The 23,760-nt window shown below is 64.6% G+C and carries 27 protein-coding genes; 9 read left to right on the top strand and 18 right to left on the bottom strand.

Annotated elements, in window-relative coordinates; translation table 11 throughout:
• Positions 1 to 375: 375 nt before the first annotated feature.
• The 18 genes from HUK65_RS15700 to HUK65_RS15615 form a co-directional block, all read right to left on the bottom strand.
• Positions 376 to 822, bottom strand: a complete 447-nt coding sequence (locus tag HUK65_RS15700) for a DUF6362 family protein (protein ID WP_179907220.1) — start codon at positions 820 to 822, stop codon at positions 376 to 378.
• Complete coding sequence (locus HUK65_RS15695; protein WP_179907219.1) at positions 815 to 1,015, bottom strand: hypothetical protein; 201 nt, start codon at positions 1,013 to 1,015, stop codon at positions 815 to 817. The genes HUK65_RS15700 and HUK65_RS15695 overlap by 8 nt, the downstream gene beginning before the upstream one ends.
• A complete protein-coding gene (locus tag HUK65_RS15690) occupies positions 1,012 to 1,551 on the bottom strand; it encodes a crossover junction endodeoxyribonuclease RuvC (RefSeq protein WP_235442195.1) in 540 nt (179 codons plus the stop codon). The genes HUK65_RS15695 and HUK65_RS15690 overlap by 4 nt, the downstream gene beginning before the upstream one ends.
• A 107-nt stretch (positions 1,552 to 1,658) precedes the next feature.
• The gene (locus tag HUK65_RS15685; protein WP_179907218.1) at positions 1,659 to 4,607 is read right to left on the bottom strand and encodes a DUF7146 domain-containing protein; all 2,949 of its coding nucleotides are present in this window, start codon (positions 4,605 to 4,607) and stop codon (positions 1,659 to 1,661) included.
• Positions 4,604 to 4,939 carry a hypothetical protein gene (locus HUK65_RS15680; protein ID WP_179907217.1) on the bottom strand — a complete coding sequence of 112 codons (336 nt, stop codon included), beginning with the start codon at positions 4,937 to 4,939 and terminating at the stop codon, positions 4,604 to 4,606. The genes HUK65_RS15685 and HUK65_RS15680 overlap by 4 nt, the downstream gene beginning before the upstream one ends.
• Positions 4,936 to 6,219: an ATP-dependent DNA helicase gene (locus tag HUK65_RS15675; RefSeq protein WP_179907216.1), complete on the bottom strand. Its 1,284-nt coding sequence runs from the start codon at positions 6,217 to 6,219 to the stop codon at positions 4,936 to 4,938. The genes HUK65_RS15680 and HUK65_RS15675 overlap by 4 nt, the downstream gene beginning before the upstream one ends.
• Entirely contained in the window at positions 6,216 to 6,989 is a 774-nt protein-coding gene (locus tag HUK65_RS15670; RefSeq protein WP_179907215.1) for a hypothetical protein, read from the bottom strand. Before HUK65_RS15670 ends, HUK65_RS15675 begins: the two co-directional genes overlap by 4 nt.
• Positions 6,990 to 7,002: 13 nt before the next feature.
• Positions 7,003 to 7,203 carry a DUF6511 domain-containing protein gene (locus HUK65_RS15665; RefSeq protein WP_235442194.1) on the bottom strand — a complete coding sequence of 67 codons (201 nt, stop codon included), beginning with the start codon at positions 7,201 to 7,203 and terminating at the stop codon, positions 7,003 to 7,005.
• 164 nt (positions 7,204 to 7,367) lie between these two features.
• Entirely contained in the window at positions 7,368 to 7,601 is a 234-nt protein-coding gene (locus tag HUK65_RS15660) for a hypothetical protein (RefSeq protein WP_179907214.1), read from the bottom strand.
• Entirely contained in the window at positions 7,598 to 8,326 is a 729-nt protein-coding gene (locus tag HUK65_RS15655; protein ID WP_179907213.1) for a hypothetical protein, read from the bottom strand. Before HUK65_RS15655 ends, HUK65_RS15660 begins: the two co-directional genes overlap by 4 nt.
• A 5-nt stretch (positions 8,327 to 8,331) precedes the next feature.
• A complete protein-coding gene (locus HUK65_RS15650; protein ID WP_179907212.1) occupies positions 8,332 to 9,180 on the bottom strand; it encodes an ATP-binding protein in 849 nt (282 codons plus the stop codon).
• Positions 9,177 to 9,674, bottom strand: a complete 498-nt coding sequence (locus tag HUK65_RS15645; protein WP_179907211.1) for a hypothetical protein — start codon at positions 9,672 to 9,674, stop codon at positions 9,177 to 9,179. The genes HUK65_RS15650 and HUK65_RS15645 overlap by 4 nt, the downstream gene beginning before the upstream one ends.
• The gene (locus HUK65_RS15640) at positions 9,652 to 10,488 is read right to left on the bottom strand and encodes a hypothetical protein (RefSeq protein WP_179907210.1); all 837 of its coding nucleotides are present in this window, start codon (positions 10,486 to 10,488) and stop codon (positions 9,652 to 9,654) included. Before HUK65_RS15640 ends, HUK65_RS15645 begins: the two co-directional genes overlap by 23 nt.
• The gene (locus HUK65_RS15635) at positions 10,485 to 10,973 is read right to left on the bottom strand and encodes a hypothetical protein (protein ID WP_179907209.1); all 489 of its coding nucleotides are present in this window, start codon (positions 10,971 to 10,973) and stop codon (positions 10,485 to 10,487) included. The genes HUK65_RS15640 and HUK65_RS15635 overlap by 4 nt, the downstream gene beginning before the upstream one ends.
• 37 nt (positions 10,974 to 11,010) lie before the next feature.
• Positions 11,011 to 11,361, bottom strand: coding sequence for a hypothetical protein (locus HUK65_RS15630; protein ID WP_179907208.1), 351 nt, complete (start codon positions 11,359 to 11,361; stop codon positions 11,011 to 11,013).
• Positions 11,362 to 11,383: 22 nt separating this feature from the next.
• Positions 11,384 to 11,977 carry a hypothetical protein gene (locus HUK65_RS15625; protein ID WP_179907207.1) on the bottom strand — a complete coding sequence of 198 codons (594 nt, stop codon included), beginning with the start codon at positions 11,975 to 11,977 and terminating at the stop codon, positions 11,384 to 11,386.
• 106 nt (positions 11,978 to 12,083) lie between these two features.
• A complete protein-coding gene (locus HUK65_RS15620; protein WP_179907206.1) occupies positions 12,084 to 13,046 on the bottom strand; it encodes a hypothetical protein in 963 nt (320 codons plus the stop codon).
• Complete coding sequence (locus tag HUK65_RS15615) at positions 13,015 to 14,253, bottom strand: hypothetical protein (RefSeq protein WP_179907205.1); 1,239 nt, start codon at positions 14,251 to 14,253, stop codon at positions 13,015 to 13,017. The genes HUK65_RS15620 and HUK65_RS15615 overlap by 32 nt, the downstream gene beginning before the upstream one ends.
• Before the next feature lie 361 nt (positions 14,254 to 14,614).
• Here HUK65_RS15615 and HUK65_RS15610 point away from each other — a divergent pair, with 361 nt between their 5' ends.
• The 9 genes from HUK65_RS15610 (at position 14,615) to HUK65_RS15570 (ending at position 23,703) form a co-directional block, all read left to right on the top strand.
• Positions 14,615 to 15,067, top strand: coding sequence for a DUF2924 domain-containing protein (locus HUK65_RS15610; protein WP_179907204.1), 453 nt, complete (start codon positions 14,615 to 14,617; stop codon positions 15,065 to 15,067).
• Complete coding sequence (locus tag HUK65_RS15605) at positions 15,064 to 16,368, top strand: recombinase family protein (RefSeq protein WP_179907203.1); 1,305 nt, start codon at positions 15,064 to 15,066, stop codon at positions 16,366 to 16,368. The genes HUK65_RS15610 and HUK65_RS15605 overlap by 4 nt, the downstream gene beginning before the upstream one ends.
• Complete coding sequence (locus HUK65_RS15600) at positions 16,365 to 16,757, top strand: hypothetical protein (RefSeq protein WP_179907202.1); 393 nt, start codon at positions 16,365 to 16,367, stop codon at positions 16,755 to 16,757. The genes HUK65_RS15605 and HUK65_RS15600 overlap by 4 nt, the downstream gene beginning before the upstream one ends.
• Before the next feature lie 132 nt (positions 16,758 to 16,889).
• Positions 16,890 to 17,096 carry a ribbon-helix-helix domain-containing protein gene (locus tag HUK65_RS19185; RefSeq protein ID WP_179907201.1) on the top strand — a complete coding sequence of 69 codons (207 nt, stop codon included), beginning with the start codon at positions 16,890 to 16,892 and terminating at the stop codon, positions 17,094 to 17,096.
• A complete protein-coding gene (locus HUK65_RS15590; RefSeq protein ID WP_179907200.1) occupies positions 17,071 to 17,940 on the top strand; it encodes a hypothetical protein in 870 nt (289 codons plus the stop codon). Before HUK65_RS19185 ends, HUK65_RS15590 begins: the two co-directional genes overlap by 26 nt.
• Positions 17,927 to 18,472, top strand: a complete 546-nt coding sequence (locus HUK65_RS15585; protein ID WP_179907199.1) for a DUF1788 domain-containing protein — start codon at positions 17,927 to 17,929, stop codon at positions 18,470 to 18,472. Before HUK65_RS15590 ends, HUK65_RS15585 begins: the two co-directional genes overlap by 14 nt.
• Before the next feature lie 11 nt (positions 18,473 to 18,483).
• Entirely contained in the window at positions 18,484 to 18,801 is a 318-nt protein-coding gene (locus tag HUK65_RS15580) for a hypothetical protein (protein ID WP_179907198.1), read from the top strand.
• A gap of 27 nt (positions 18,802 to 18,828) precedes the next feature.
• Positions 18,829 to 21,906 (top strand): BREX system P-loop protein BrxC, encoded by a 3,078-nt coding sequence (gene brxC, locus HUK65_RS15575; protein WP_179907197.1) that lies wholly within the window; start codon positions 18,829 to 18,831, stop codon positions 21,904 to 21,906.
• A gap of 3 nt (positions 21,907 to 21,909) precedes the next feature.
• Positions 21,910 to 23,703, top strand: coding sequence for an Eco57I restriction-modification methylase domain-containing protein (locus HUK65_RS15570; protein WP_179907196.1), 1,794 nt, complete (start codon positions 21,910 to 21,912; stop codon positions 23,701 to 23,703).
• The last annotated feature ends 57 nt before the right edge of the window (positions 23,704 to 23,760 follow it).

The following is a 23,760-nucleotide window of genomic DNA, read 5'->3' as shown; positions in this document are numbered from 1 at the left end:
GTCGGAGCGTCTCATGCCCAAGGTATGACACACCCTGCAGCCGTTGGGAATCTTGCGTCAGGTGACGAACACTAGCGAAATTGCGCGCTGCGCCCCCCAGCATACGAAGTGCACAGAAAGGAACCGTAAAAACAACGGCTTAGCGGTAGGCGGAGAGAGTTTTTCCGGTCAAGCGGTGGGCGTTTGCCCGGTTTCGAACTGTCGCTGCTCTCGTCCCATCTTTCCCCTTCTGGACCCCGATCTGGACTCCGGGTGGACCCCGGAATCCAGTCCTCATGTGTTGCCTCGTCCCCCACACCTCGTGCGAGCTTGTCGGAGTTTTAGCCCTCGGAGCCGATTGGCAAAACCCTTGTCGGTGTCTCTCCGAAAATTCCCTCACATGACAATTTTCCTTGACAGCCGATCCGCGTTTTCGACGACGAAACGCCGTGAGCGTTTGCGAGGCACCGTCTTGCCGTTCAGCCGCCAGACAATCACCGCCAGCCCATACTCGTGACGACGGTTCGCGGCCGCCCGGCTGATGCCATGCTCCCAGCTGATCTTCTTCCATGGGCTGCGGTTCGCGCGCGCCCAGAGGATCTGCGCGATGTCCTTCTCGACCCAGCGCAACCAGAGCATGGCCGCGTCGGCTTCGGTGATCATGCGCGGTGACGGCAGGGGTTTGCGCATGCGGGGCTCCTGGCCCACCTGATCGGCGAAGCTGTGGAAGTATTCAGGCCAGGCGTTGAAGAACCCCTGCGGTCGCACTGCGGGCAAGGATTTCATCACATCGGCTGCAAGCTCGAGCCGGTCCTGCACCCGCGCCATGGTCCAGTCAGCCATTGCGCACCTCCCGAACCGCTGGAAGCTTGCCGTAAAGTTTCTCACCAAGCTGGCGAACCAGCTCGCGTTCTGGCCATGTCAGCCGGTGATCGTGCAGCGAGACCGCGAGCATCTGCTGATCGTGCCAACCGTCGCGTTTGACCTGGTCGGGATCGCGGCGCTCGCCGCCGTAGCCTTTCGGAAAATACCTCATGCTACACCCCCATTGGTCTCGATGGCCCAGAGCAGGAGCGCGATGGCATCGGCCTCGTTGTCGTCAGCCGGGCTGAACCCACGGGAACGTGCGGCTGCGATCATCGCATCCTTGTTCGCATTTTCCTTTCCAGTCGCGTGGCGCTTGATGGTCCCCACGGGTACCCCCTCGTAGGGGATGCCCCGTAGTTCGGCCCATGCTGTCAGCGTGGCCATCAGACCGCCGTAGACATGGCTTGCATCGGTCCCTGCGTGGCGGCGCACCTCTTCGAACCAGATGGAAGCAATTGGGCCGGACAGCCGGTCAATTTCGGTCAGCCAGTTGGTGAAGCGCAGGTAGCGCATGCCGCCACCGTCAAAGCGACCAGGCCTGAAGCTGACGGTGCCGCTGGTGATCAGGCCGTCGTAGCTGCGCAGGGCCCAGCCGGTGGTGGTGCCGAGATCCAAGGCAAGGATGGTGCGCGGCGGCTCGAGGGGTGGCAGTGGCATTTTCGGGGTTGCGCCGAGATCGGCGCTGGCGAGAGTCGGTTCAGCCATGAGTGGTCTCCTCTTCTGGTTGGCTGCTCGGGTGGAAGACGACGGCGGTTGATGCTTGGCGGTACCGGCCGCCGTCGTCGGATGGATCGGTTGGTGGCGCGCGCGACTCATGGGTCGAGTTCGCGCAGCCAGTCGGGCTTCGGGGAACATGGGGAACATTGATTTTGATGTTCCCCCCGATGTTCCCCCTCGTAACCCTCTGATTTCAAATCGCTTGGGGAACGTGGGGAACATGGGGAACGTTTTCCGGGGTCATCCTTTTCGTGTGCGCGTGCGCGTGCGCGTGCGCGCGCGTGTAAGGGGGCGGAAAAATGTTCCCCATGTTCCCCACGTTCCCCTCGACCAATGTTTTCAATGCGTTGAGCGGGGGAACATCCGTTTTCGATGTTCCCCTCGGACGGCTGATGTTCCCCAACCTCAGGTTGATCAGCGTCTGCGGTGCGGTTCTTCTCGCCAGACAGCTCCAGCTTCCACCGCGTGGCCTTGTGCTCGATCCCGTCTTTTCTGACCCGGACATTTACTGACCCGACCCGGAAAATGCGGTCCCGCATCCGCGAAATCGCTTTTCCGAATGATGTTTTCTGGGCGCGATCGGTTGCACCAGCGAGAGGCGGCTGCGGATCACAGAGCAGTGCGACATCAAAGAGGTCTGCCGAGAGCACAGAGGCCGTCCCGAACCTGTCCCACCACGCGGCGATAAAGGCGCTCCAGCCAGCGCCCTCGCTGTCGGAGGCTTCCATCATCTCTTCAAGGTTGCCGAGAAACCCCGGGATGCCAGCTGTCTCGAGCACGCCACCGATGACCTGCGCCCAGTTCTCGTAGGAGCCGACGGTCCGGGTGCCGCGCGGTTTGCCCGCGGCAATCCAGGCCTGGCACAGCGTCAGGCAGGCGGCGACGATGCGCGCGCGGTTGGCGCGCACCCAGACCATGAGGTCGGGATGGCGGAAGCCTGCGCGTTGCCAGGGGCGCTCGACATTGGCATCGAGCCGAATGCGCACCAGGCGGCGGGCCATCTCGTTGGAGAACTCGGGGTTGTTACCGGTCGCAATCCACAGGCAGCGGATCGGTAGCCGGGTCATCTCGGACTGTCCGAGCACACGGTCCTCCCAGAAGGGCGCTGTCAGCGCGGCAGCAACGGCCGAACTGTCGAGCTTGGCACGCAAGTTATCGATCAGGATGATGGAAGGGATCTGGCGCAGCTTGGCGGTGACGCGCTTGCGCCATTCCTCGTCGTCGCGCCCCTCGGTCATGACACTGGCACCGGTGCCCGTGAGGATCGTGGCCACAGCATCGACCATCAGCGTGGCGCCCGTGCCGGGTGTGGGTTTTTCGATGAGATGCAGCGGTGTGGGCCCGTCGATCATCCCGCGCAGGAAGCCCAGCAGCAGGAGCGCCACGACATGCGCGCGCTCGGCCTCGCCGGTGAAGGGGAAGTCGCCCAGCAGATCCTCGCAGATCAGCGCGCGCGCCGCGTCAACCTCCGCCGCGCTGGGGCGCTTCGGGATCTCTGGCACGGTGAAGCCTGGGGCGGGCACATAGAGTAGCCGCGCGTCGGGATGATAGCCCGGCGCCGTGATCAGCGTACCATTGCGACCAAACACCGGCGTGTTCACGATGCCCGTGAGCACCGGCAGCGCCGGATCGGGCGTGGCGAGCACGGATTTGACCGTGGCGACCGGTGGCGGCGCGGGCAGCAGCTCGCCCTTGGCGTTCTCGCGCACCCAGCGGGCGAGGCGCGCCAGCATGTGGCGCAGGCGTTCCTCGTTGAGCATGGTGGCCACCGGGCGGCCCTCGTCATCGGGCACGACCCATGTGGGCTGACCCGCGAAGCGGAACACCCATGGCGTGCGGTTCGAGGCCATGACCACACTCCAGACCTGCGCCACCGCGCGGCCCAGATCGCCTTCATCGGCGCGCAAGGTCGGAATGTCCCCCCCGGACCCCTGGTAGTTGAGCGGACGGTGCTGGCCGATCTGCAGAACGGCATCGGCCTCGGTGATGGCCTGCGCATCGGCGATCAGGGTCGCGACGGCTGTTGCACCGGCGCGCAAAAGCATGTCGTTGAAGTCCTCGCCTTCCTCTGGCGGGATAGTGATCGCCACATCGCGACCCTGCGCGCGCAGCCGCCGTGCGGTTGCTTCCGCGGCGCGCAGCCCGGCCCCAGATGTGTCATGATCAGCAAGGATCAGCACGCGCTGCGCCGCAGGCGGCAAGTCGAGTTGTTCCATGCCAGAGGTGGAGAGCGTGGCCCAGACCGGGAGATCGGGACAGGCGGTCATCACGGCGAGGCCCGTCTCGATCCCCTCGCAGAGCGCCACCCGCCCGTCCGGGGCGATCGGGGCGAGACGCACCGCGCCCCCCGCAACACGGCCCAGCATCATCTTGGGTTTGGCAACCGGCGCCTTGCGCACCTCGTTTGCGTCCTGAACCAGGTAGGTGCGGTGCAGCCCGATTACCTCGCCGCTGCGATCCCGCACTTGCCCCAGCAGCGCCGGATAGCCTGTCCTGGTCTCCCAATAGGTCAGATCGGGATGAAACAGCAGATCGGGCTTATCGGGCACAGCCAGTGCTCGGCCGACGAGATATGTCGCGGCGGGCGTGTCCGCGATCGGTACGGCGCGCGAGAGGATATGCGCGATATCCTGGGTTGGGTCGCGTTTCACGGCTGGCTGCGCAGCGGGCATCTGACGCGCAGGCGCGCCAGGCAGAACGCCCGCCATGGCTGCGGCCTCGACGATCAGATCACGCCCTGAAAGCCCGGTGGCTTCCTCGATCGTGCTGACCGGTCCGCCGCCTTCATTGCCATCGAAATCGATCCAGTCACCGGCGTGCGGGCCGCGCAGGGCGATGACACAGGAGCCGGTGTTGCGCGGCGCGTCCCCGCGGATATTGGCAAGGCGCCAGTCATCGCCGACGCGCTTGCCGTTCGGAAACAGCCGTGGCACCCAGATCTCGGCGGTTTCTCGCAGGCGCTGAACAATCAGGTCCAGATCGTAGCGCGCAGGCTGGGCATGGGCCGGGGCTACTTCGTTGAGATCGATGACAACGGCACTCATTGGAAGGCCCCCGGCGGAACGACACCACCGAACCAGCTGCGATCGCTGCGAATGGCGATGAATCCGAAGCCCGGACCCCGATGCTTCGGATCCGGAACGATCCAGAGATCCTCACCCGCATCGTAGAAAGCACCGTGATCCGGACCGTAGAGCTGCTCGATGAGATACTCTCGCGGAACCTCGCGCAAAGCGTCTTCGATCGCCCGAATTTCCTCGACGCTCTTGCCGGAGGCTTCGGCGTATGCCCTGCGCTCTGCGTCCTTCTGCGCCAGTGAACGCGGATCGCGCGATCGATTGCCCATGGTCTGCTCCTTCTTCGATTCGAATGTCATGACAGGATCAGCAAGCCGTGCTCGGCCCGGGTGATGGCGGTGTAGAGCCACTGATTGCGTGCCTCGGCGGAATGGCCGAACCCATCATCCACAACGATGACCGTGGGGTACTGGCTGCCCTGCGCCTTGTGGCAGGTGATGGCATAGCCCCAGCTGGTCTCGATCAGACCACGGCGCCCGGACCATTCGTTGCGATTACGGTTCGGGTCGAAGAGAAGGTGATCATCGTATTCGCCGCGCCAGAAATCCTGTGCACCCCCGATTGCCGCGCCATCCTCGGTCTCGATCTCGGCACGGAAGGCGCGCGGATTATGCGGGTGCGGCTGCACGGCGCTGAGCGTCAGGAACATGCCGTTGATCAGCCCGAGGTCGTGGCGATTGCGCAGGCAGATGATCTTTTCGCCTGCGCCCGTGGGGTAGTCCGCGGCAAAGCCGGCGGCCCGTTTCATCGCCATGTTCAGCCGGCGCCGCGTGGCATTGGTGCCGCATATCACCTGGCCCCCATGCAAGAGCTGCGCGGGCGTCACGTCATGGCGCGACATCTTCCACACATTATCGTCAAAGGCGCCGAAGGGGATGGGCTGGCCCTCGCGTGCCATGGTGGCCAGACGCAGGATCGGGCTGTCCGCCGCCTGACGGTGGATTTCCGTCAGCATGACGTCCGGCTCGCCTTTGACGAAGAACCCCTCATCATTGACAGGCGGCAATTGCCCCGGATCCCCCAGCACCAGGATCGGCTTGCCGAAAGCCAGAAGGTCGTCTGCCATCTTCTTGCCCACCATCGACACCTCATCGAGCACCAGCAGATCGGCATCTCGGAGGTCGGATTGCGGGTTCAGCACGAATTGCGGCTCGTGAATGTGGTCGAGGCGCAACTTGAGTTGCACAATCTGCGCTTCGGCAAACCCGCGCTCGACAACACCCATCCGCGGCAGATCCCGTTCCAGCGCGGCCAGCTCATCGCTCACGCGCGCGATTTCCTCGGGCGATGCCTCGGACAGCCGGTAGATCAGGCTGTGGATGGTCTGCGCTGGCGTGCCCTTGCGGGTCATCACATAGACGGCCTTGCCGGTGAAGGCGGCGAAGAGCACGCCACCCAAGCCCCCTGGCGTCATGGGCTCGAGGCCAAGCGCGTGCATGGCGAGGTTGGTGATCGTGGTCTTTCCGGTTCCGGCATAGCCGAACACGCGCAGGATCTGCTGCTCATTGCGGTGGTTGAGATACCAGTCTCGAATGATGGAAATGGCCTTTGCTTGCGCCGCGGTGACGGTAATGCTCATGGCTGACCCTCCGACCAGCAGCGCGCGCTGTAGGGGCAGAACCGGCAGAGATAGAAATCGGCATGCGCTGCACCGCGGGGCAGCAGATCGCCTGCATCTGCCGCGCGCAGCACCTGGACGGCCTTGTCCGAGAGTTCCTGTGCCGCAGAGACATCGAACGGCACCAGCTCGTGGTAAAGCTCGCAGGTGTCCTTGTTCAATGCGGTGAACAGCGCGGCATCGAGCGCCATGTAGGCCATGTAAATCTGCATCTGCGCGAAATAGACGGGCTTTGAGTGCCGCACGCCTTTCTTGACGGTGTCATTCCAGCTTGAGGCTTTCAGCGCCTTGTGTTCCCAGAGGACAGGCCAGTGGATTGCAAGGTCGGGACCGCCAACGATGACGCCATCCACATGGCCGCAGATACGCCCGCCCGCAGCCTCGAAACCGAACTGGCCGCCCTCGCGCGTCTGGGTGCGCAGATCAAACCCCGCTGCGCGCAGCCAGCGGATCGCCAGGTCCTCGAAGACATGACCGGCCTCAAAAATGCGCAATGTCAGCCCTGCAAACTCCTTGCCAGGATCGACGGGTGTCTTGTGGAATTCATAGACAAGGCGGCGCGCGCAGGGCTCGCCGATCCGGCTTGCGCCAAGATAGTCGCGCGGGCGCTGCCTGTCGCGTTCAGCGACAAGCGCGGCGTCGATGCGGGCGTTGATCCTTGCGCCGAGCGGTTCGGGCTCCGAGGCGTCGCGGCCATAGACAAAGCCGGACTTGTGGTTGAGGTCGAGCATACTGGCCTCCGGCTTAAAATGGGCAGTCGCCGGCATCGGACTGGCGCTGCATGGAGGCCTGAAACCCGTCGATGCAGGCCTCGATCACGCGGTCGATGTCCGCAGCCGGGCGGTCGAAGAAGGGCGCCATCAGGCCCATCTCTGTCAGCGCTGCGGCCAGTTCGCGCCGCGCCTCGCGGATCGCGCGCATTTCCATGTCACTCTTGTCGATCATTCCAAAATTCCTCTGGGCATTGGCGCTGCCCACAGTGAGGCAGCGCATGGAGCAAAATCGGTAATAGGGGTGGCGATCCCGGCGCAGCTGGTGGCAGTAGCCAAAGCCGCGTGCCTCAAAGCCACAGACGGCGCAGGGCACACGCCGGCCGAGATCGGCACGGCTCACCCCATGAGCAGAAGCTCGAGCGCATCGCGTTCGGCCGGATCGGGCGCTTGTGTCCGCCGCTCTGCCGCCAGCACGATGAAGCGGCTGATGGCGTTCAAGGCCATGCATTCGAGATCCTTTCGCGAGAGGCTGGCGATGGGGCGATCGAGCCGCCCCCGCGCCTCGAGCCAGCGCCCCATCGCGAGGGCGGCCTCCGTGGTGACATGCGCCTGCCATTCGTCAGGGCTCACGGGTTGAGCCAGGCGGGGCCGCCCGCGGGCTTCGGCGCGGCGGGCTCGGCGGCAGGTTGGGCCGCGGGCTGGGCGGCAGGCGCTGACCAGGCAGGCGCAGTTGCGGCGGCGGCAGGCTGCGACTGGCCCCATGCGGGTGCTGCTGGTACAGGCGCCACGGCAGCTGACCGCTGACGCTGCGACGGCTGCGCCGGGACGCTCTCGCCTGCCATCACCTTTTGCCATTCCGGCGCCGTGGGCAGGACCACATGGTCGAGCTTGTTGGCATCCTTGTAGGCGGGGTTGCGGTTCGGCTCGACCTGGATCTTGGCCACGAAGGTGATCCCGTCGAGATCGGCGAGCCCGCGCAGCACGCGCTTGGCCTTGGCGCCCTCGCTCATGTCCTCGGGGTTCAGCCCGAGCGCGCTGTCGATCATGGCGCGGAACTGGCTCCTGGAGATCTTCCAGCCGATCGACTGGCCTTGCTCGTCGAGCTTGCCGCCCTGCACAGTAAAATTCTGCCAGAACTTGCGCCGGGCAAAGGGCCCTTCGGCCACGGTGAACTCCGCATCAACCATCCGCACGTCACTTCCGGGCTGGTTCGAGGGCTTCAGGAGCCCGCGATCCACCTCGCTCGCCCCGTCCGTGCCGCCCTTGCGGATGGACATCATCACCTTGGCGAAGGTGCCGTCGGGGATCAGGTCGCCGGACTGCTGCGGCGCCACGTCGTTCATGTCGAAGGTCATCTCGCTTATCCTTTCAGGGTCTGGTTGATCTTGGTGAGGAGTGCGCCGAGATCGGCGGGCTCGGTGAGGGCGAGCTTTCCGCTGCGGTCCTTCGCAGGCAGCCCCCACGGATTGCCGGACTGGCAGACAAGGCGGCGGGCATGGCCCTTCTCCGCGTCGTGCTGCCAGCTGACCGCGCCATCCTGGTCGGTGTCCTGCCGGAACAGGCTGAGCGTCAGGACCTGGTCCACGATGCCGGGCAGTTCGCGCGCGGCCTTGCCGCCCTCCATCTGCGGCTGCCAGCTCACGCGGTTCATGTCGTCGACGACCTTCTCCAGGATGCCGACGAAGATGACCGTGCGCCCCGGCGCATGCTGGAGGTGCTTCAGGAGCCCGATGACTTCGCGCGCCAGAAGCCCGTAGGCACCGCGCGTGTCCGGTTTGCCGGTGCGTTCGGACAGCGCCTCGGGCCGGGTCTTGGCCCAGGCCATCGCTTGCCGCGTCAGGTCGGTGATGCTGTCGACGAACACGATGCGCTTGGCGTCGAGCCGCGCGGCCAACTCGGGATGCTGCGCCCGAAGATGCGCATGGTGCGCTTCCGAGAAATGCTCGTCGGGCTGAGCGGCCGGGTTGGCGCCGCCGATCAGGCAGGCGATGTCCACAGCATCGGCAAAGCGGCGGATCGGCAGGCTGTCACCGCGCCAGTCCTGCACCGATTTCAGCCCGGCCTCGAGGTCGAGGCAGACGGTCTCCTCGGTCGGCAGCGTCTTCAGGAGCGTGGTCTTGCCCGCGCCGCTTGGGCCGAACAGCGCCATGGTGGTCTTGCCCTGCGCCTCCTGCAGGCGCTCGTCAGCGGAAAGGATGCGGAGCCTCATTCCAGCACCTCGCCGCTTACGGGGACGCAACTGCCCTTTGCCAGGATGGCATCGAGGCAGTCGCCGAAGCTCCAGTCCGGGTGTGTCGCCCAGAACTGATCCGCCTGGCGCAGCGCGTTGCGCCATTCGCGCAGCGCATGTTGATCGTTCGCGATCTGCAGGCGCCGAATTTCGATGGCGCGTTCGAACTCGGCGCGCGACAGCTGGCGGGTCGACACCAGCGTCGTGCCCTCGAGATCCATGGCCACCGCCGCGGGCAGCTGGAACGGCAGCGGCGGCTGTTCGGGCGTGGGCGCGCGCTCCGCCTTGAGCCTGAGGCTGCGCGCGCGCTGATCGATCCGGGCCACGACGCCGTCGATCCCGGCGAGATACTGGCCGTCGGCATCGATATCGTCCCAGCGATTGACTGCCGCCTGCCGCTTGTTGATTGCGCGACCCGCGATCACCGCGCCGACGATCTCGGCCACGACGTCATTCAGACGCATCTGTCCCATTCTGGACCTCCTGTTCGTAAAGGGTGGTGAAGTCGGTGAGCCAGGCCGCTGCACGCCGCATTGGCGCGATTTCGACGGCGTGGCGCGAGGCGGGCGGAATGCGGCGGACCGCCTCCGCCGGGCTGGGCTGTTCATCGATACGTTCGACGATCTCGACGAGGCGCTCATGAATTGCGCGATCCTCCTGCGTCCCGAACACCGCGATCTGGCGGGCTCGCTGCTCAGGGGTCAGCGGCGGTGGGCGGGTTTCCTCGAGGCGCTGGACGCTTTCCTGGACACGCTGCAGCCGCTCGAGCGAGCGTTGCAGGCGATCCTCTGCGGCGCGACGGACCGCGGAACGGGTTGGTTCTTCACCGCGCTCCAGTTTTGCATCGAGGGTGCGGCGCACGAGACCCGGTTCGGCAGCTTCGGCGTCACGTAGGCGGCGCGCTTCATGGATCTGGTCGCGGCGCAAGCCCAGCTCGGCAGACGTAGTGATGTTGTGTTTATCAACACCACTCTCCCAACCGCGTTTTGCCACCTCACCCCGCGCCTGCGCGGCATCGTATTCGTCGGCAAGCCGCCGCTTGGCTGCAGCCTCGATTTCCAGCGCATCGGCCTGCGCGCGGTGAGCGGCGGCGATCAGGTCATCATGGGCGGATTTGGCCCGGCTCAGCCGCGCCGCGCGCTTTGCGGTGTCGTAGGCGAGGCCTGCGACCTCGCGCGCCTCCAGCACCTCGGCCGCTGTCTTGGCGCCGGCCAGCATCGTTGCGGCGCGGTTGATCAGCCCGGGGAGGTCAGGCGCAGGGCCGGGGATGTGGGCCACGGCCGTCATTGCGCGGCCTCGCTCGGCTCCAGCGTCACCTTGAGCGTCCCGACCTTGACGGTGCGCGCGGGCTCGAAACCCTTGCGCCAGGCCTCGGGGAGCGCGGCGTATTTGCGCTCCGACACCTTCAGCGCGGTGTCGACGAACTCGGCCGGGTCCTCGCCGCTGTCGGCGATCTTGGCCGCGATCTGCGCCAGCTGCGCCTGGTCCCACTCCACCCGCTTGGGCAGGTCGGCCACCACGGTGTAATCGCCATCGGCTAGCCGCACCGTGCCCGTGTCCTTGCCGCAGGCCCGCCGCGCTTCGGCGGCGCGGGTGGCGTAGCGGAGCTCGAGGGCTGCGTTGAAGCGGGCGGTTGCGGCCTTCAGCAGGCGTGCGGCATGGTTCAGCTCGCCCTGCAACGCTGCAAGCATCTCCACCGGCAGATCGGCCAACTCGGCCGCGGGCAGGTTGATCAGCGCCTCGATGTCGGGCGTGTTCTCGGGATGGGGCATGGGGACATCTCCTTGGGAGGGGTCAGGCGCGGCACGCTCACGCGGCCTGCGCGTCGAGCAGAAGCGCCGATAGCGAGACGGCTGCGGCCTTCGGCTTGGGGCGGGCGACGGCGATGTAGGCGAAGCGGTCGGGGCCAACGCGCGCCTGCACGAGGTGGACGAGGCCCTGTTCGGCGGCCCAGAAGGCGCGTGCGGCCAGTCTGGCGAGTTCGCCGCGCGCCTTGTCGTCGAGCGCGCTGAACAGCGGATAGGTGTCCAGCACGAGATACCCGCGGTGATATTCCAGCCGGTCGCCGGGCGCGGCCTGCGCAACCCAGGCGCAGAACTCGATCTCGCTCAGCGGACGGCTGGCGCGGACGGTGATGAAAGGGGTTTTGCCCATGAACATGATCTCCTCCTTTCGCCTCTACTCACGCCGCGGCGAGATCGTCCCAGCAGGGCCCGAGCCCGTAGGCGGTGAGGACGTGGCGGAGATCGGCGAGGCGCCGGTAGAGCGAAGACCGGCTGCCGAAGCCCTCGGCGGCAAGCGCCGTCACGGAGCGGTGAGCGAGGGCGCAGCAGAACCGGCGGTCGGCCTCGGGCAACCGCGCCAGTGCTGACTGCACGGCCTCGCGGGTCTGAATGTCGGCTTGCGTGTCGCGGTCCTGGCCATGCCAGGCGGCCAACCCGTCCGTCTCCGCCAGCAGGCAGCCCAGCGGCTCGCCGCTGCCGGCGACGGGCGCGTCGAGCGACAGCACCGTGCCGCCTCGCGCCCGGCGTTGCCGATGGTGCTGGATCGCGATGCGCGAGGACCGGTTGCGCAGGACGATGCCCGCGAAAGCGCCTATAGTGCCGCGGCGCTTGTCGAAGCCCGGTAGCCGGCAGATCACGTCGATCAGAAGGTCCTGGCGGAGATCGTCGAGATCGGCCGCGGGCAGCGCCAGCTTGCGGTGCAGACGTCGCGCCGCGCGGTCGGCTTCGTCGATCAGCGTTGCAAGGTCGGAGGGGGAAAGCGGGGTATACATCGGTGGAAGCCTCGGAACATCGTTTCTGATGCTTCGAGACTGCCGATCTGCCGGCCCTTATTGGTGGGAATGGCGCGGGAAAATCGTGGGCGAAACGTGGATCGCGTCAGTCGCGGATGTCGATGTCGTCGGGTGACAGGCCGATCGTCACGCCGCGGCCGTGTTTCGTCTTGACGAGCCCGAAGGCGTCCTGTCGTGCGATCCCGTGTTGTTCGAGCTGATCCCGGATCTCTTTCAACACGTCCCGGTGACCGGACCTGTTGGTTATGGAATGGAGCTCCTGGTAGGTTAGCAGGACGTCGCCCGCGACGACCTTCTGGGCCGCGCCGACAAAGGCATCGAAACCGACCATCGACAGAACCACATCGTGTCCGTCGAAACGCAGAGTACGACGTCCGCGGGAAATCTGCAGGCGCGGTTCCGGCACCGTTTCCGGGCCGGGAGAAGCAGACTTTGCGACCTTGCCAAGCCGGTCCGTGCGCAAACGATCCGATTCCGGGTCCAGAGCCTCGCCGAGCTCCAGGGTCGACAAACCGCCCGCCCTGAGGTGCAGAACCAGCTGAGCGCCGAATTCACGACCGATCAGGACCGATGCTGCGCCATCGGCCGCCGCCCTGATCGCCAGGACCGTGCCAGGGGAGTCGAGTGGATCAAGATCGCTGCAAAGAAAGACGGCGACGCCAGATGGCGAATTCCCGAGCATCCAGACACCGTCCACGACAGTCGAGACGGACCCGGCGAGACCGCCGCTCGCGGCGATCCGTGCGGCGAGCCGCCCGGCGTCGATGCCGAAGCGCGTGAGATCGCCATCCTCGAGGATGACGTCCTCGGCGGGGTCGTCCGGGCAGCAGGCGCGCAGCTCCTGTCCGACAAGCCGGACCGGGCGAGCATCCAGCCCGCAGTCGCAATGGGCGCAGACGGGCCAGTTGTCGGCCTTGCGACGCTCGATCAGGACCCGCGCCCGCAGCAGGCGGTCAATCTCGCCCTCGGGAAACCGCCTCAGCGCTCGGCCCGAAAGCGAGACCTGCGGGCCGCCGTCACTCAGCCGTGTCCACAACCATGCCAGCATCGCGGTCCTTCTCCAGCCCGTTGCGCGCGAAGAGGGCGTGGACCGCCTTCTCGAACCGGGTGCGGCGGAACGCCAGCGTTCCCGGTGGTTTCAGGCGCGCCGTCACCTGTGCGGGGCGCTTCGTCTCGGTCCGGAAGAACACGCGGCAGGTGATCTCGCCCAGCCGCCATCCACGCCCGAAGCGCACCTCGCTGCCGCGGAAGTGTTGCAGTGCGGCGCCGGAGGCATCCCGCGACACCCAGCTGCGGACGTGGCGCCATTTCTGTTCTTCCTCGTCGCGTTCGAAGAGATCGGCGGCGGCAGCGACGATCCGGACCTCGAGAATCCGCTCATCGAATGCGTGATCGAAGGCGAAATCGGGCCCGGCCTCGCTGATCGGGTCGAGCGTGTAGAGATCGCGGGCATCCTTGCCGGAGAAGAAGCCGGAGCGGTCGAGGACGTGTTTGGCGAAGAGTTCGGCGACATCGGCCTGCCGGGCCTTCGCAACGCCGCCGATCCGCAGCAGCCCCTCGACGGGCGTGTATCTCAGCACGGCGTATTTCACTTCCTGGAGCGGGATGATCTGTTCCTGGTCCCCGACCAGCACGGGCGTGGTGACTATCGGCGTGCCATGGCTCACGGCAAGATTGATTTCCTCGTCATCTGCGTATGACCCCAGGCGGCAGTACTGCCCGCGCAGGTCCTGCTCGAGAAGCTGCACCATCTCTGCCCTGAACCGGGCCGTCGCGTCCTCGGTCAGATCGGCCTGGACATCGCGCTCCGGGCCACGAAACTCCGCCATCGCGGTCGGGGCTCGGAGCGCCTGAAAGTCCGCCGCCGCCTCGAAAACCCCGTGGTGGTGAAGGTAAGTGTGCAGGGCGACATGCTTGGCCTCCCGCTTGGACGTGGACTGGTCTTCGTCGTCCGGTTCGGGATCCGGATAGAGGACGACGCCCTGCCGGCGGGCCTCGTTGAGGATGATCTGCATGCCCTCGCCGGTGCCGAGTTCGGCGACGCGGTGCAGATCGGCAATCACGCCCTCCGACCATTCGGTAACCGGTGCATCGAAATACTGTTTCAGCGCCTCCCTGATCTCGGCGAGGTCACCGTCGAATGTCACGGGCAGGTCGTCTTCGCCGAAATGCCGTGCGAAGAGATCCTTCATGAGCCCCAGATCGATCGTGCGGATGAATTTTGGATTGATGAATTTCTTGATGTCGGAAGCCAAGGACACACCTCTCGAACGCAATCATGTTCCATTTATGTTCTACACGAATGATCAACCGTGAGTCGAGTCCCGATCCGGCGCCTCGCGGGTTCCCGGCGCCGTGGGACGGTTTGTGAGCTTCGTGAGTAGAGGAAGGGGGAGCCTCTACGGAACCGCAAAGCATGAAACGCCCCAATCCGCTGCACCCTGACCAGATGACCCCCGCCGAGCGCCGCACTGAGCTGTGCACCCTGCTGGCGCTCGGGCTGGTTCGTCTGCTGCTACGCGAGCGCGGCGAACATTCTGACGACATGGGAGAAATTCGCCTACACTCTCCGGCGAGCGCATGCCGTCATGCAACTCCAACTCACCGGAGAAACGCATGACGAAGCCCGATCCCATCCCCGCGCGCCTGGCCGCGCTGAAATCTGCCACGACGCCGGAGCTGAAGGCGCAGTGGCGCGATTTGTTCGACAGCGAGCCGCCACCCTTCAACCGCCGCTACCTGGAGAGCCGATTGGCCTATCGCATCCAGGAACTCGCCTATGGCGGGCTGAAGCCCGAGACAATCCGGCGGCTGGAACGGTTGGGTGAGGAGCTCGACGGCGGTGACCGGAAGAAGAGCGGGATCCGCGCTGATCTCATGCCCATCGCAGGCACGCGACTGATCCGCGAATGGCAGGGCGTCGAGCACGTCGTCACGGTCACCGCGGACGGCTTCGATTGGCAGGGGCGGCCCTACAAGTCGCTGTCCGCCATCGCGCGCGCGATCACCGGCACACGTTGGAACGGCTGGGTGTTCTTTGGCTTGAAATCGCGGAGGGCGCGGACATGAACAAGCCGATCCTCCGCAAGCAGCGCTGCGCGATCTACACCCGCAAGTCCTCCGAGGAAGGGTTGGAGCAGGAGTTCAACTCGCTGCACGCCCAGCGTGAGGCCTGCGAGGCGTTCATCGCCAGCCAGCGCTCCGAAGGCTGGGTGCTGGTCCGCGATCAGTATGACGACGGCGGCATCTCGGGCGGCACGCTGGAACGGCCCGGCCTGAAGCGGTTGCTGGAGGACATCGAGGACGGGTTGGTCGATGTGGTGGTGGTCTACAAGATCGACCGCCTCAGCCGCTCGCTCGCCGACTTCGCCAAGCTGGTCGAGGTGTTCGATCGCAACGGGGTGACGTTCGTCTCGGTGACGCAGTCGTTCAACACGACCACGTCGATGGGGCGGTTGACCCTGAACATCCTGCTCTCCTTTGCGCAGTTCGAGCGTGAGGTCACCGCCGAGCGCATCCGCGACAAGGTCGCCGCCAGTCGGAAGAAAGGCATGTGGATGGGCGGGGTGCCACCCTTCGGCTACCGAGTCGAGAACCGGAAGCTGGTTATCGACGACGAGCACGCCGAGCACGTTCGCTGGATCTTCGCCCGCTTCCTCGAGATCGGCTCAGGCACAGAACTGGCACGCGAGGTCGCGAAGCGCGGCATCCGCACGCCGCGCGGCAACCGGACCGACAAGAAGTACCTGTATCGGATGCTGAACAACCGCGCCTACCTCGGCGAGGCGGTCCACAAGGGCGAGAGCTATCCCGGCGAGCACGACGCCATCATCGACCGCGAGACGTGGGACCGCGTCCACGCCATCCTGCAGGAAAGCCCGCGCAAGCGCGCCGCGCGCACCCGCGCCGAGACGCCAGCGCTGCTGAAGGGATTGCTGTTTGGTCCGGACGGCGCCGCGTTCTCCCCGACGCACACACGGAAGGGCGACAGGCTCTATCGCTACTATGTCAGCCAGACCGTGTTGAAGCATGGCGCCGGATCCTGCCCGGTGGGTCGCGTGCCCGCCGGCGAGATCGAGGGCGCCGTCATAGACCAGCTCCGCGCCGTCTTTCGCCAGCCGGAGATCGTGGCGGGCACGTTGAGAGTGGCTCGGGCGCAGGACGAGGAGATCACCGAGGCCGACGCACGGACAGCGCTTCAGCAGCTCGACCCGCTGTGGGACGAACTTTTCCCCGCCGAGCAGGCCCGCATCGTCGCGCTGCTGGTCGAGCGGGTCGACGTTGGCACCGACGGCCTCAGTGTGAAGCTCCGGATCGACGGGCTTGGCGGGTTGGCCCACGAGATGCGCGCCAGCGGAGTGGCGGCATGACGCGCGTGGCACCGAGCCCCGAGACGGTGACGCTCCACGTGCCGTTCCGCGTCGTAAAGCGCGGTGGGCGGAAGGAGATGCAGCTGCCGGTGGGCGTCGCGCCGCCGCGTCGAACGGATAACACGCTGGTCAAGGCGCTGGCGCGCGCGTTCCGCTGGAATCGCATGCTGGACTCGGGCGAGTACGCAACCATCGCCGAACTAGCCGAGCGAGAGGGCATCGCGCCGTCCTACATGACCCGCGTCCTGCGCCTGACCCTGCTCGCGCCCGACATCGTCGAGGCGATTCTGAACGGGAAGCAGGGGCCGGAGTTGACGCTGGCGCGGGTGTTGGAGCCGTTTCCGATGGAGTGGACCGCACAGAGCGCCACGGTCGCCGTGTGCAGCTAGGCACCGTGCCGTCGCGCGCGCAACTTTGGCGAGACGTTCCGTCACGTGCATCGATGATGAAATGTGCATCACTCTGTTGCAAAGTGATGGAGTACGGAATAATCTACGGAAGCTCCGCGGCTGGAGGATGCGATGTCTGATCGCCCACGCAAGTCCACGCGGCTGACGGTCAGTCTCGAAGAACAGGACTATGGTGCCTTAGCTGATCTCGCAGTCGCGAGAGACGTGTCGCTTTCTTGGCTAATTCGCCAGGCGGTGAGGCAATTTATCGAGCGAGCCCAATCGGCCGACAACAAGGGGGAAGATACTTTGCATGCTCGCACTTCGAAGAACGACTGATATGGCGAGCAGCGGCGGATGCTTCACCCAAGCAGGACTCAAGGCTACGCTTTGGTATGGGGCACGAGCTGAAGTCGCTGGGCATGCCTCGTTCGGCATGAAGCTTTCCGGGGGAGGAGCGCATCAGTCTAAGACCATGATGTTCTGTGAGCTTGAAGCCCTGCTTGCGACGGGCGCTTCGACACCGGAAGAATTCAGATCAGCCGCAATAGACGATAACGCAATCGGCAAGGCAACCAGCAATACTCGGCGACTGACTTTTAGGCACATAGTCTCGCTCTATGGCCTCAGCGATCAGCCGCCTTTGACGAAGGCGCTCTTGAAGATCTGGGAAAGCGACATTCAGGGCCACCGTTTACAGGCATTGCTAGTTGCTCTGGCACGGGATCCGCTGCTGCGAGAAACAGCTCCTGTCGTCATTGCGGGTTCTGTGGGCCAAAGCCTGCAATGGCCATTGTTCGCAGAGGCATTTCTTGCGGCTTATCCTGAACGCTTCAGTGAAAAGATGCTTCGATCTCTTTCACAGAACTGTGCTTCATCGTGGACACAGAGCGGACATCTGAAAGGTGCGTTCAAAAAAATCAGGCAGCGAGTGACACCCACTCCGCCGACTGTCGCATTCGCGGCACTCATTGCAACGGCCTCGGGTTTTGGCGGACCTTCGATCCTCAGCTCAGGCTGGATGGCTGTACTGGACCTCACACCCGCGCAAGCGCTCGACGCGTTGCGGAGGGCCGAAGCCATCGGGCTAGCTCGTGTGCGATCAGCAGGCGATGTGACCGAAATATCAGTCCGTCAGCCTATGGCAGCCAGTCTAGGGGTGCCCGAACTTGAACACGTTTGACGACATCCTCTCCGCATACAGCAGGCAAGTCCGGCTTCCATGGGCAGGAGATGTCCCTCCGGCGGGTCGAGTGTGGATCGTCTGGTACGACAAGTCGCTCCAACGACGTTTCACAGGCCGTCTTGCGGAGTTCGAGCATGCGACCCTCAAGGCCGGGCACGGTTGGCGACAGGTCTCCCTCTCCAGGTGGTTCGGATCCTGGATCGGGCAGCACGAGTTTTTCGATGCGTTGGTCGAGCAGCCGGCCGAGCTGCGAGGGCTCTTGCCCGAAATTGAGGACAGTCTCGTCAATGAGATTAAGGATGCCCTTCGCTCCTGTACTGCGAACGACATCCTCGCAGTGGACGGCTGTGGTGCGCTGTTTGGTGTAGCGCGGGTCTCGACCCTGATCAGTCGCGTCGCGGATTCCATCCCTGGGCGACTTCTCGTCGGATTTCCCGGAAAGCATTCCGCTGGCGTGTACCGTCTGCTCGACGCGCGGGACGGCTGGAACTACCACGCCATCCCGATTCCTACTGACAACGCATTGTGAGGGGCGGTGCCATGCTCAACCGCGAAACTTTCCACACCGATCCGGCCGAGTACAGACTGGCCAATCAAGGCGTTGCCAAGATCTCATTTCCACCCACTTCGGAAGCTCTGGAAACGCTGCGGGGGGAGCTCACCACCTTCGTTTGTGATGGCGCTTATGCCAACGGGCTTGCCCGCATTCTTGAAGCATTTCTTGGCTCCGTTGGCCGAGGCGGCAGCGCTCCAGCCGTCTGGATTTCCGGTTTCTACGGCTCCGGAAAGTCCCACCTTGCGAGCATGCTCGCAGCCTTGTGGACCAATCTTGAGTTTTCTGATGGCGCGAGGGCGTAAGGGCTAATCCATCATCTGCCGCCGGAAGTGGCCGCGCCGCTAAAAGAGCTGCGCATCGCGGCGAAGCGAGCGGACGGCGTTGTGGCGGCCGGCGATACCCTTGGTACAGGCCCCTCCGATCCAGCCGAAGCAACCCTTGGGATTGTGCTTCGTGCAGTCGGATTGCCGAGCGATCTCCGCGCGGCTCTGGTCGCGTTCTGGCTGGCCGATCTCGGCATCCTGGACAGCGTACGCGAGGCGCTGGGCAGCACCTTCGACACCGACATCCGAAACTTCATTCTCTCTCCCCGGTTCGGCGCCGCAGTGTTGAAAGCCAAGCCAGACTTGGCGGGCTCACCCAAGGACCTGAGCGGGCTGCTCCGTTCACAGTTCCCCGAGCCTCCAGCGGTGACCGTAGATCTCCTCGAGACGATGGTTCGGCGAGCGCTCATGCTGGGTCGAACCGAGTTGCCCCTGACCCTGATCGTGCTCGACGAAGTGCAGCAATTCATCCGGCAAGACCCGGGCCTGACGCTGAAGATTCAAACGATCGCTGAACGACTTGCGGGACGGTTTGACGGTCGCGTGCTGTTGGTCGCCACCGGTCAACAGGCGCTAAGTGACGTGCAGGACCTACAAAAGCTTCTCGACCGGTTCCCTGTGCAGATCGCGCTCGGAGAAGCGGACGTCGATGCAGTTATCCGCAAGACCGTCCTGCGAAAAAAGACGGGCGCGGAAAAGCCCATTCGCGGCATGTTGAGCACGAACGCGGGTGAGATCAGTCGACACCTGCATGGCAGCCGTCTGGCGCATACGGTGCAGGATGACGACGAAGCTGTGCTCGACTGGCCGCTGCTACCCTCCCGCCGTCGGGTCTGGGAGCGCATCCTGCGCGAACTGGACCGCACAGGACTTGGCGGCACCCTACGGGGACAACTTCGCACCACGCTGGATGCGGCGCGCACCTATGGTGACAAGCCGCTGGGTCATGCGGTGCCGGTCGATTTCCTCTATGGGCGGTTCTCCACCGAGGCATACAACGCCGGGCTTCTGCCGGGAGAAACGCGGAATCGTATTGAAGCCCTGCGCGGCGGACCTGAAAAGGATAAGCTGAAAGCGCGCATTCTCATGCTGGTCTACATGCTCGGCCGCATCGCGCCGGAGGCAGACCATCACGGTGTCCGTGCAAAGGCAGAGACCATTGCCGACCTCCTGATTGTCGATCTTGCAGGCGAGGACGAGCTGCGCCGTAAGGTGCCCGAGTTGTTGCAGGAGCTTCAGGCCGACGGTGCAGTGATCGAGGTTGGCGGTGAATGGCGCTTGCAGACGAAGGAGAGCGCCGAATGGGAATCCGCCTATCGAAGCGAAGAGAAGGCCATCCTGGCCGATCAGTCGGGGCTCACCCGCTCAAGACGTGAGCTGCTCGACGAGGGGATCGAGACCGCCTTGGCAGGCGCCGCCAGTGTGACACACGGCTCCAGCCGTCAACAACGGCGCATCCACCGACTGCGTCCTGAGGACAAGGCTCCGGCAGACGGCATTCCATTGCGCCTGAGAAGTGGCTGGAACGAAGACCTAGCAGCGGTAGAGAAGGACATTGCGGCGGCATCGACATCAGACCCTTCCGTCCATCTGCTCATCCCGCGCCATCCAACGCGCGATAACGAATTGACCACAGCGCTCACGACCTGGCGCGCCGCCGAGCATGTCTTGCAAGTTCGTGGGGTGCCGCAGACAGACGCCGGGCGCGAGGCCCAGTCCGCCATGCAATCCCGCGCCAACAAGGCGCAGGCCGCGGCCAAGGAGATTGTTCGGGAGGCCGTGGCGCAGGCCCGTGTCTACCAGGCGGGCGGTAAACTGATTGCCGGTGCGCCAGCCGAGGCTGTGAAGGAAGGAGCGACGAACGCACTTGCTCGCCTTTACCCGCAGTTCGCCGATGGCGACCACCCGGGTTGGGACAAAGTGCGCGACCGGGCGATGCGTAAAGACCCGGACGCCATGAAAGCGGTCGACCATGCCGGGGCTCCGGAGAACCATGCCGTGTGCAAGGCGCTGCTCGCCGAGCTCGGCCCGGGCCGGAAAGGTTCGGACCTACGCTCGAAGTTCACCAGTCCGCCCTATGGTTGGTCGCAAGATACCGTCGATGGCGCGCTTATCGTGCTCGCCAATGCCGGGTTGGTCCGCGTCACGGGCGACGATGGAAAGCCCGCTTCGCTTCCCGATCTCCCCCGCCAGAAGCTCGGCACCTGCACCTTCCGCGGCGAGACGACGATCATCACCATCGCACAACGCATGCCGGTGCGCGGCCTGTTGACCGACGCGGGCATCGCCTTCGAGAATAACCAGGAACATCTGGTTCTGACGGCGCTTCTCGAACGCCTCGAGACGGCGGCCAGGCAGTCCGGTGGCGAGCCGCCTGCGCCAGAGCCGGAAACAGTGCCCAACATCGCCTCCTACAAGAGCCTCTCGGGCAATGACCTGCTTGCCGCGCTGGCGGCGGACGCGGCGACATTGCGCGACAAGCTGAAGGCATGGAAGGCGGCCGCCCAGAAGATCAGCGACCGGCTGCCAAACTGGCGGTTGGCGGAACGTCTGGTCGCCCTGGGCGCCACGGAACAACAGGGCGATCTTGACGATCTGCGGGACGGCCGGCGGTTGCTCGCCGACCCCGATCCGGCGCCGCCCTTGATCTCTGCTGCGGCGGACACGTTGCGGGTGAAGCTGAACGCCGCTCATGCGGCCTGGGAGTCGGCGTGGCAAAAAGGCGAGCAGCGGCTTGCCGACGATCCGACCTGGGCGAAGCTGTCCCCAGAACAGAAGCACAGCATCCGTCAGGAATGCGGGCTGCTGATGGTGGAAAAGCCATCGGTGGACACGCCGCAGGCGATTGCCGAGGCGCTATCGAAGCGCGGCCTGTCGGAATGGGAGAACATGGTGAAGGCGCTGCCGGCGCGCATCGAGGATGCGCTGGCCGCCGCCGCCGCGTTGCTGGAGCCCAAGGCGCGCGCCGTGAACCTGCCGGGCGCGCTGCTGAAGAGCGAGGCGGAGCTGGACGACTGGCTCGCAAAGGTCCGCGACCGGATCGCCAAGTCGTTGGGCGATGGCCCCGTGATTCCGAAGGTGTGACGCATGACGAACCGCTATCTCCCCACCGCTCTGCGCCGGACCCTCGAGAAGACAGTCAAGGACGCGCGCATTATCGCCGAGGAAGGCGCGGGCGATGCCATCCAGCGCCTCGGCGTCGCGGCCGGCAAAGTGCCCTCCTACCTGAACGATCCTGAGAAGGAATTGCGCCGCCGCCTGCGCGCGCATGCCCGTGCGCTGGGCGACGCATTCAAAAAGTCGGACGAGACGCAGGAAACCAAGCACCTGGTTGAAGCGGCGGCCTACGCGCATTGGCACCGCATGCTTTTCGCGCGATTCCTGGCGGAGCGCGGGCTGCTGCGGAATCCGGAATATGACGTGCCGGTCTCGCTGGAGGACTGCCGGGAGCTCGCCGAAGCCGAGGGCCTGACTGATCCGTGGGTGATCGCCGAACGTTATGCCGCGTCGATGTTGCCCGCGGTCTTCCGCATCGACGATCCGGTCCTGGCGATCGAGCTCGACCCGGTCCATACGCAGAAATTGCACCGCCTCGTCACAGGGCTCGATGCTGAGGTCTTCCAAGCCGAGGACAGCCTGGGCTGGACCTATCAGTTTTGGCGCGCGGCCGAGAAGGATGCGGTCAACAAGTCGGGCGTGAAGATCGGGGCGGATGAGCTACCGGCAGTCACGCAGCTGTTCACAGAGCCATACATGGTGCGCTTCCTGCTGCATAACACGCTCGGGGCCTGGTGGGCCGGTAAAGTACTGGCGGCAGATCCCACACTGGCGCAGACCGCCGCGGACGAGGATGCGCTCCGTACGGCCTGTTCGCTGCCCGATTACGGCTTCGACATGCTGCGCTTCGTGCGCGAGGGCGAGGATGGGCCCTGGCGACCCGCAGCGGGCACCTTCCCTGGCTGGCCGAAGGAGGCCAAGGTAATTACCATGCTCGATCCCTGTTGCGGGTCCGGGCACTTCTTGACCGAAGCGCTGGCGATCCTCGCGGCGCTGCGGCAGGCCGAAGAACATCTGTCACCGCCCGAGGCGGTTGCAGCAGTATTGCGCGATAACCTTCATGGGTTGGAGATCGACGGACGATGCGTGCAGATCGCGGCATTTGCGGTCGCGTTGACCGCTTGGCGAATTGGCAAATGGCAGTCTCTTCCTTTGCCTCAGATTGCGTGGGTTGGTGCCCCACCACCACTGCCCAAGCGGGAGTTCATCGCGCTGGCAGATGGCAAACCTGAGCTGGAATATGCGCTGGCGGCCCTTCACGACCTTTTCGCCCGGGCACCATTCTTGGGAAGCCTAATTGAGCCATCGGGCGGCGATCTGTTCGAGTCTGAGAAGCTCAAGAAAATTGAAATATTTCTGAACCCAATTATTGAAAGAGCACGGCGCGCAGAACCTGAAATTTCTGAAGGAGCTTTCTCCGCGAGGGGCATGGCTGATGCGGCATTGATGTTGCGACGGTCTTACACTCTCCAAGCAACAAACGTACCTTTTCTTGGGAGAAACAATCAGCATCCAAAAATCGTTGATTACCTAAGTAGACGGTATGAGCTATCGAAGGCTGATTTGGCGACCGTGATGATTCAGCGGATGATCAGGATGTCCGCCAAAGGCTCTACAGTCTGCCTAGTAACACCACAAAACTGGCTTTATCTAAAGCGCTTCGAAGGTTTGAGACGGAACATAATTGAGAATAACTGTCTCGATTTTGTAGGGGCCCTCGGCTCGGGGGCATTTGAAACTATTTCAGGCGCAGTTGTAAATGTCGCCTTGGTTTCCGCTACCACAAATCGAAAGGGGAAAGATTCTAGGCTCCAGACTCATTGATATTCAAAGCCAGAAGAGGACGGTTGCGGCGAGCGCGACGGCGGAGAGGAACACTTT

The sequence above is a fragment of the Rhabdonatronobacter sediminivivens genome, from assembly GCF_013415485.1.
Taxonomy (GTDB): domain Bacteria; phylum Pseudomonadota; class Alphaproteobacteria; order Rhodobacterales; family Rhodobacteraceae; genus Rhabdonatronobacter; species Rhabdonatronobacter sediminivivens.
This window is presented reverse-complemented; position numbering and strand designations above follow the sequence as displayed.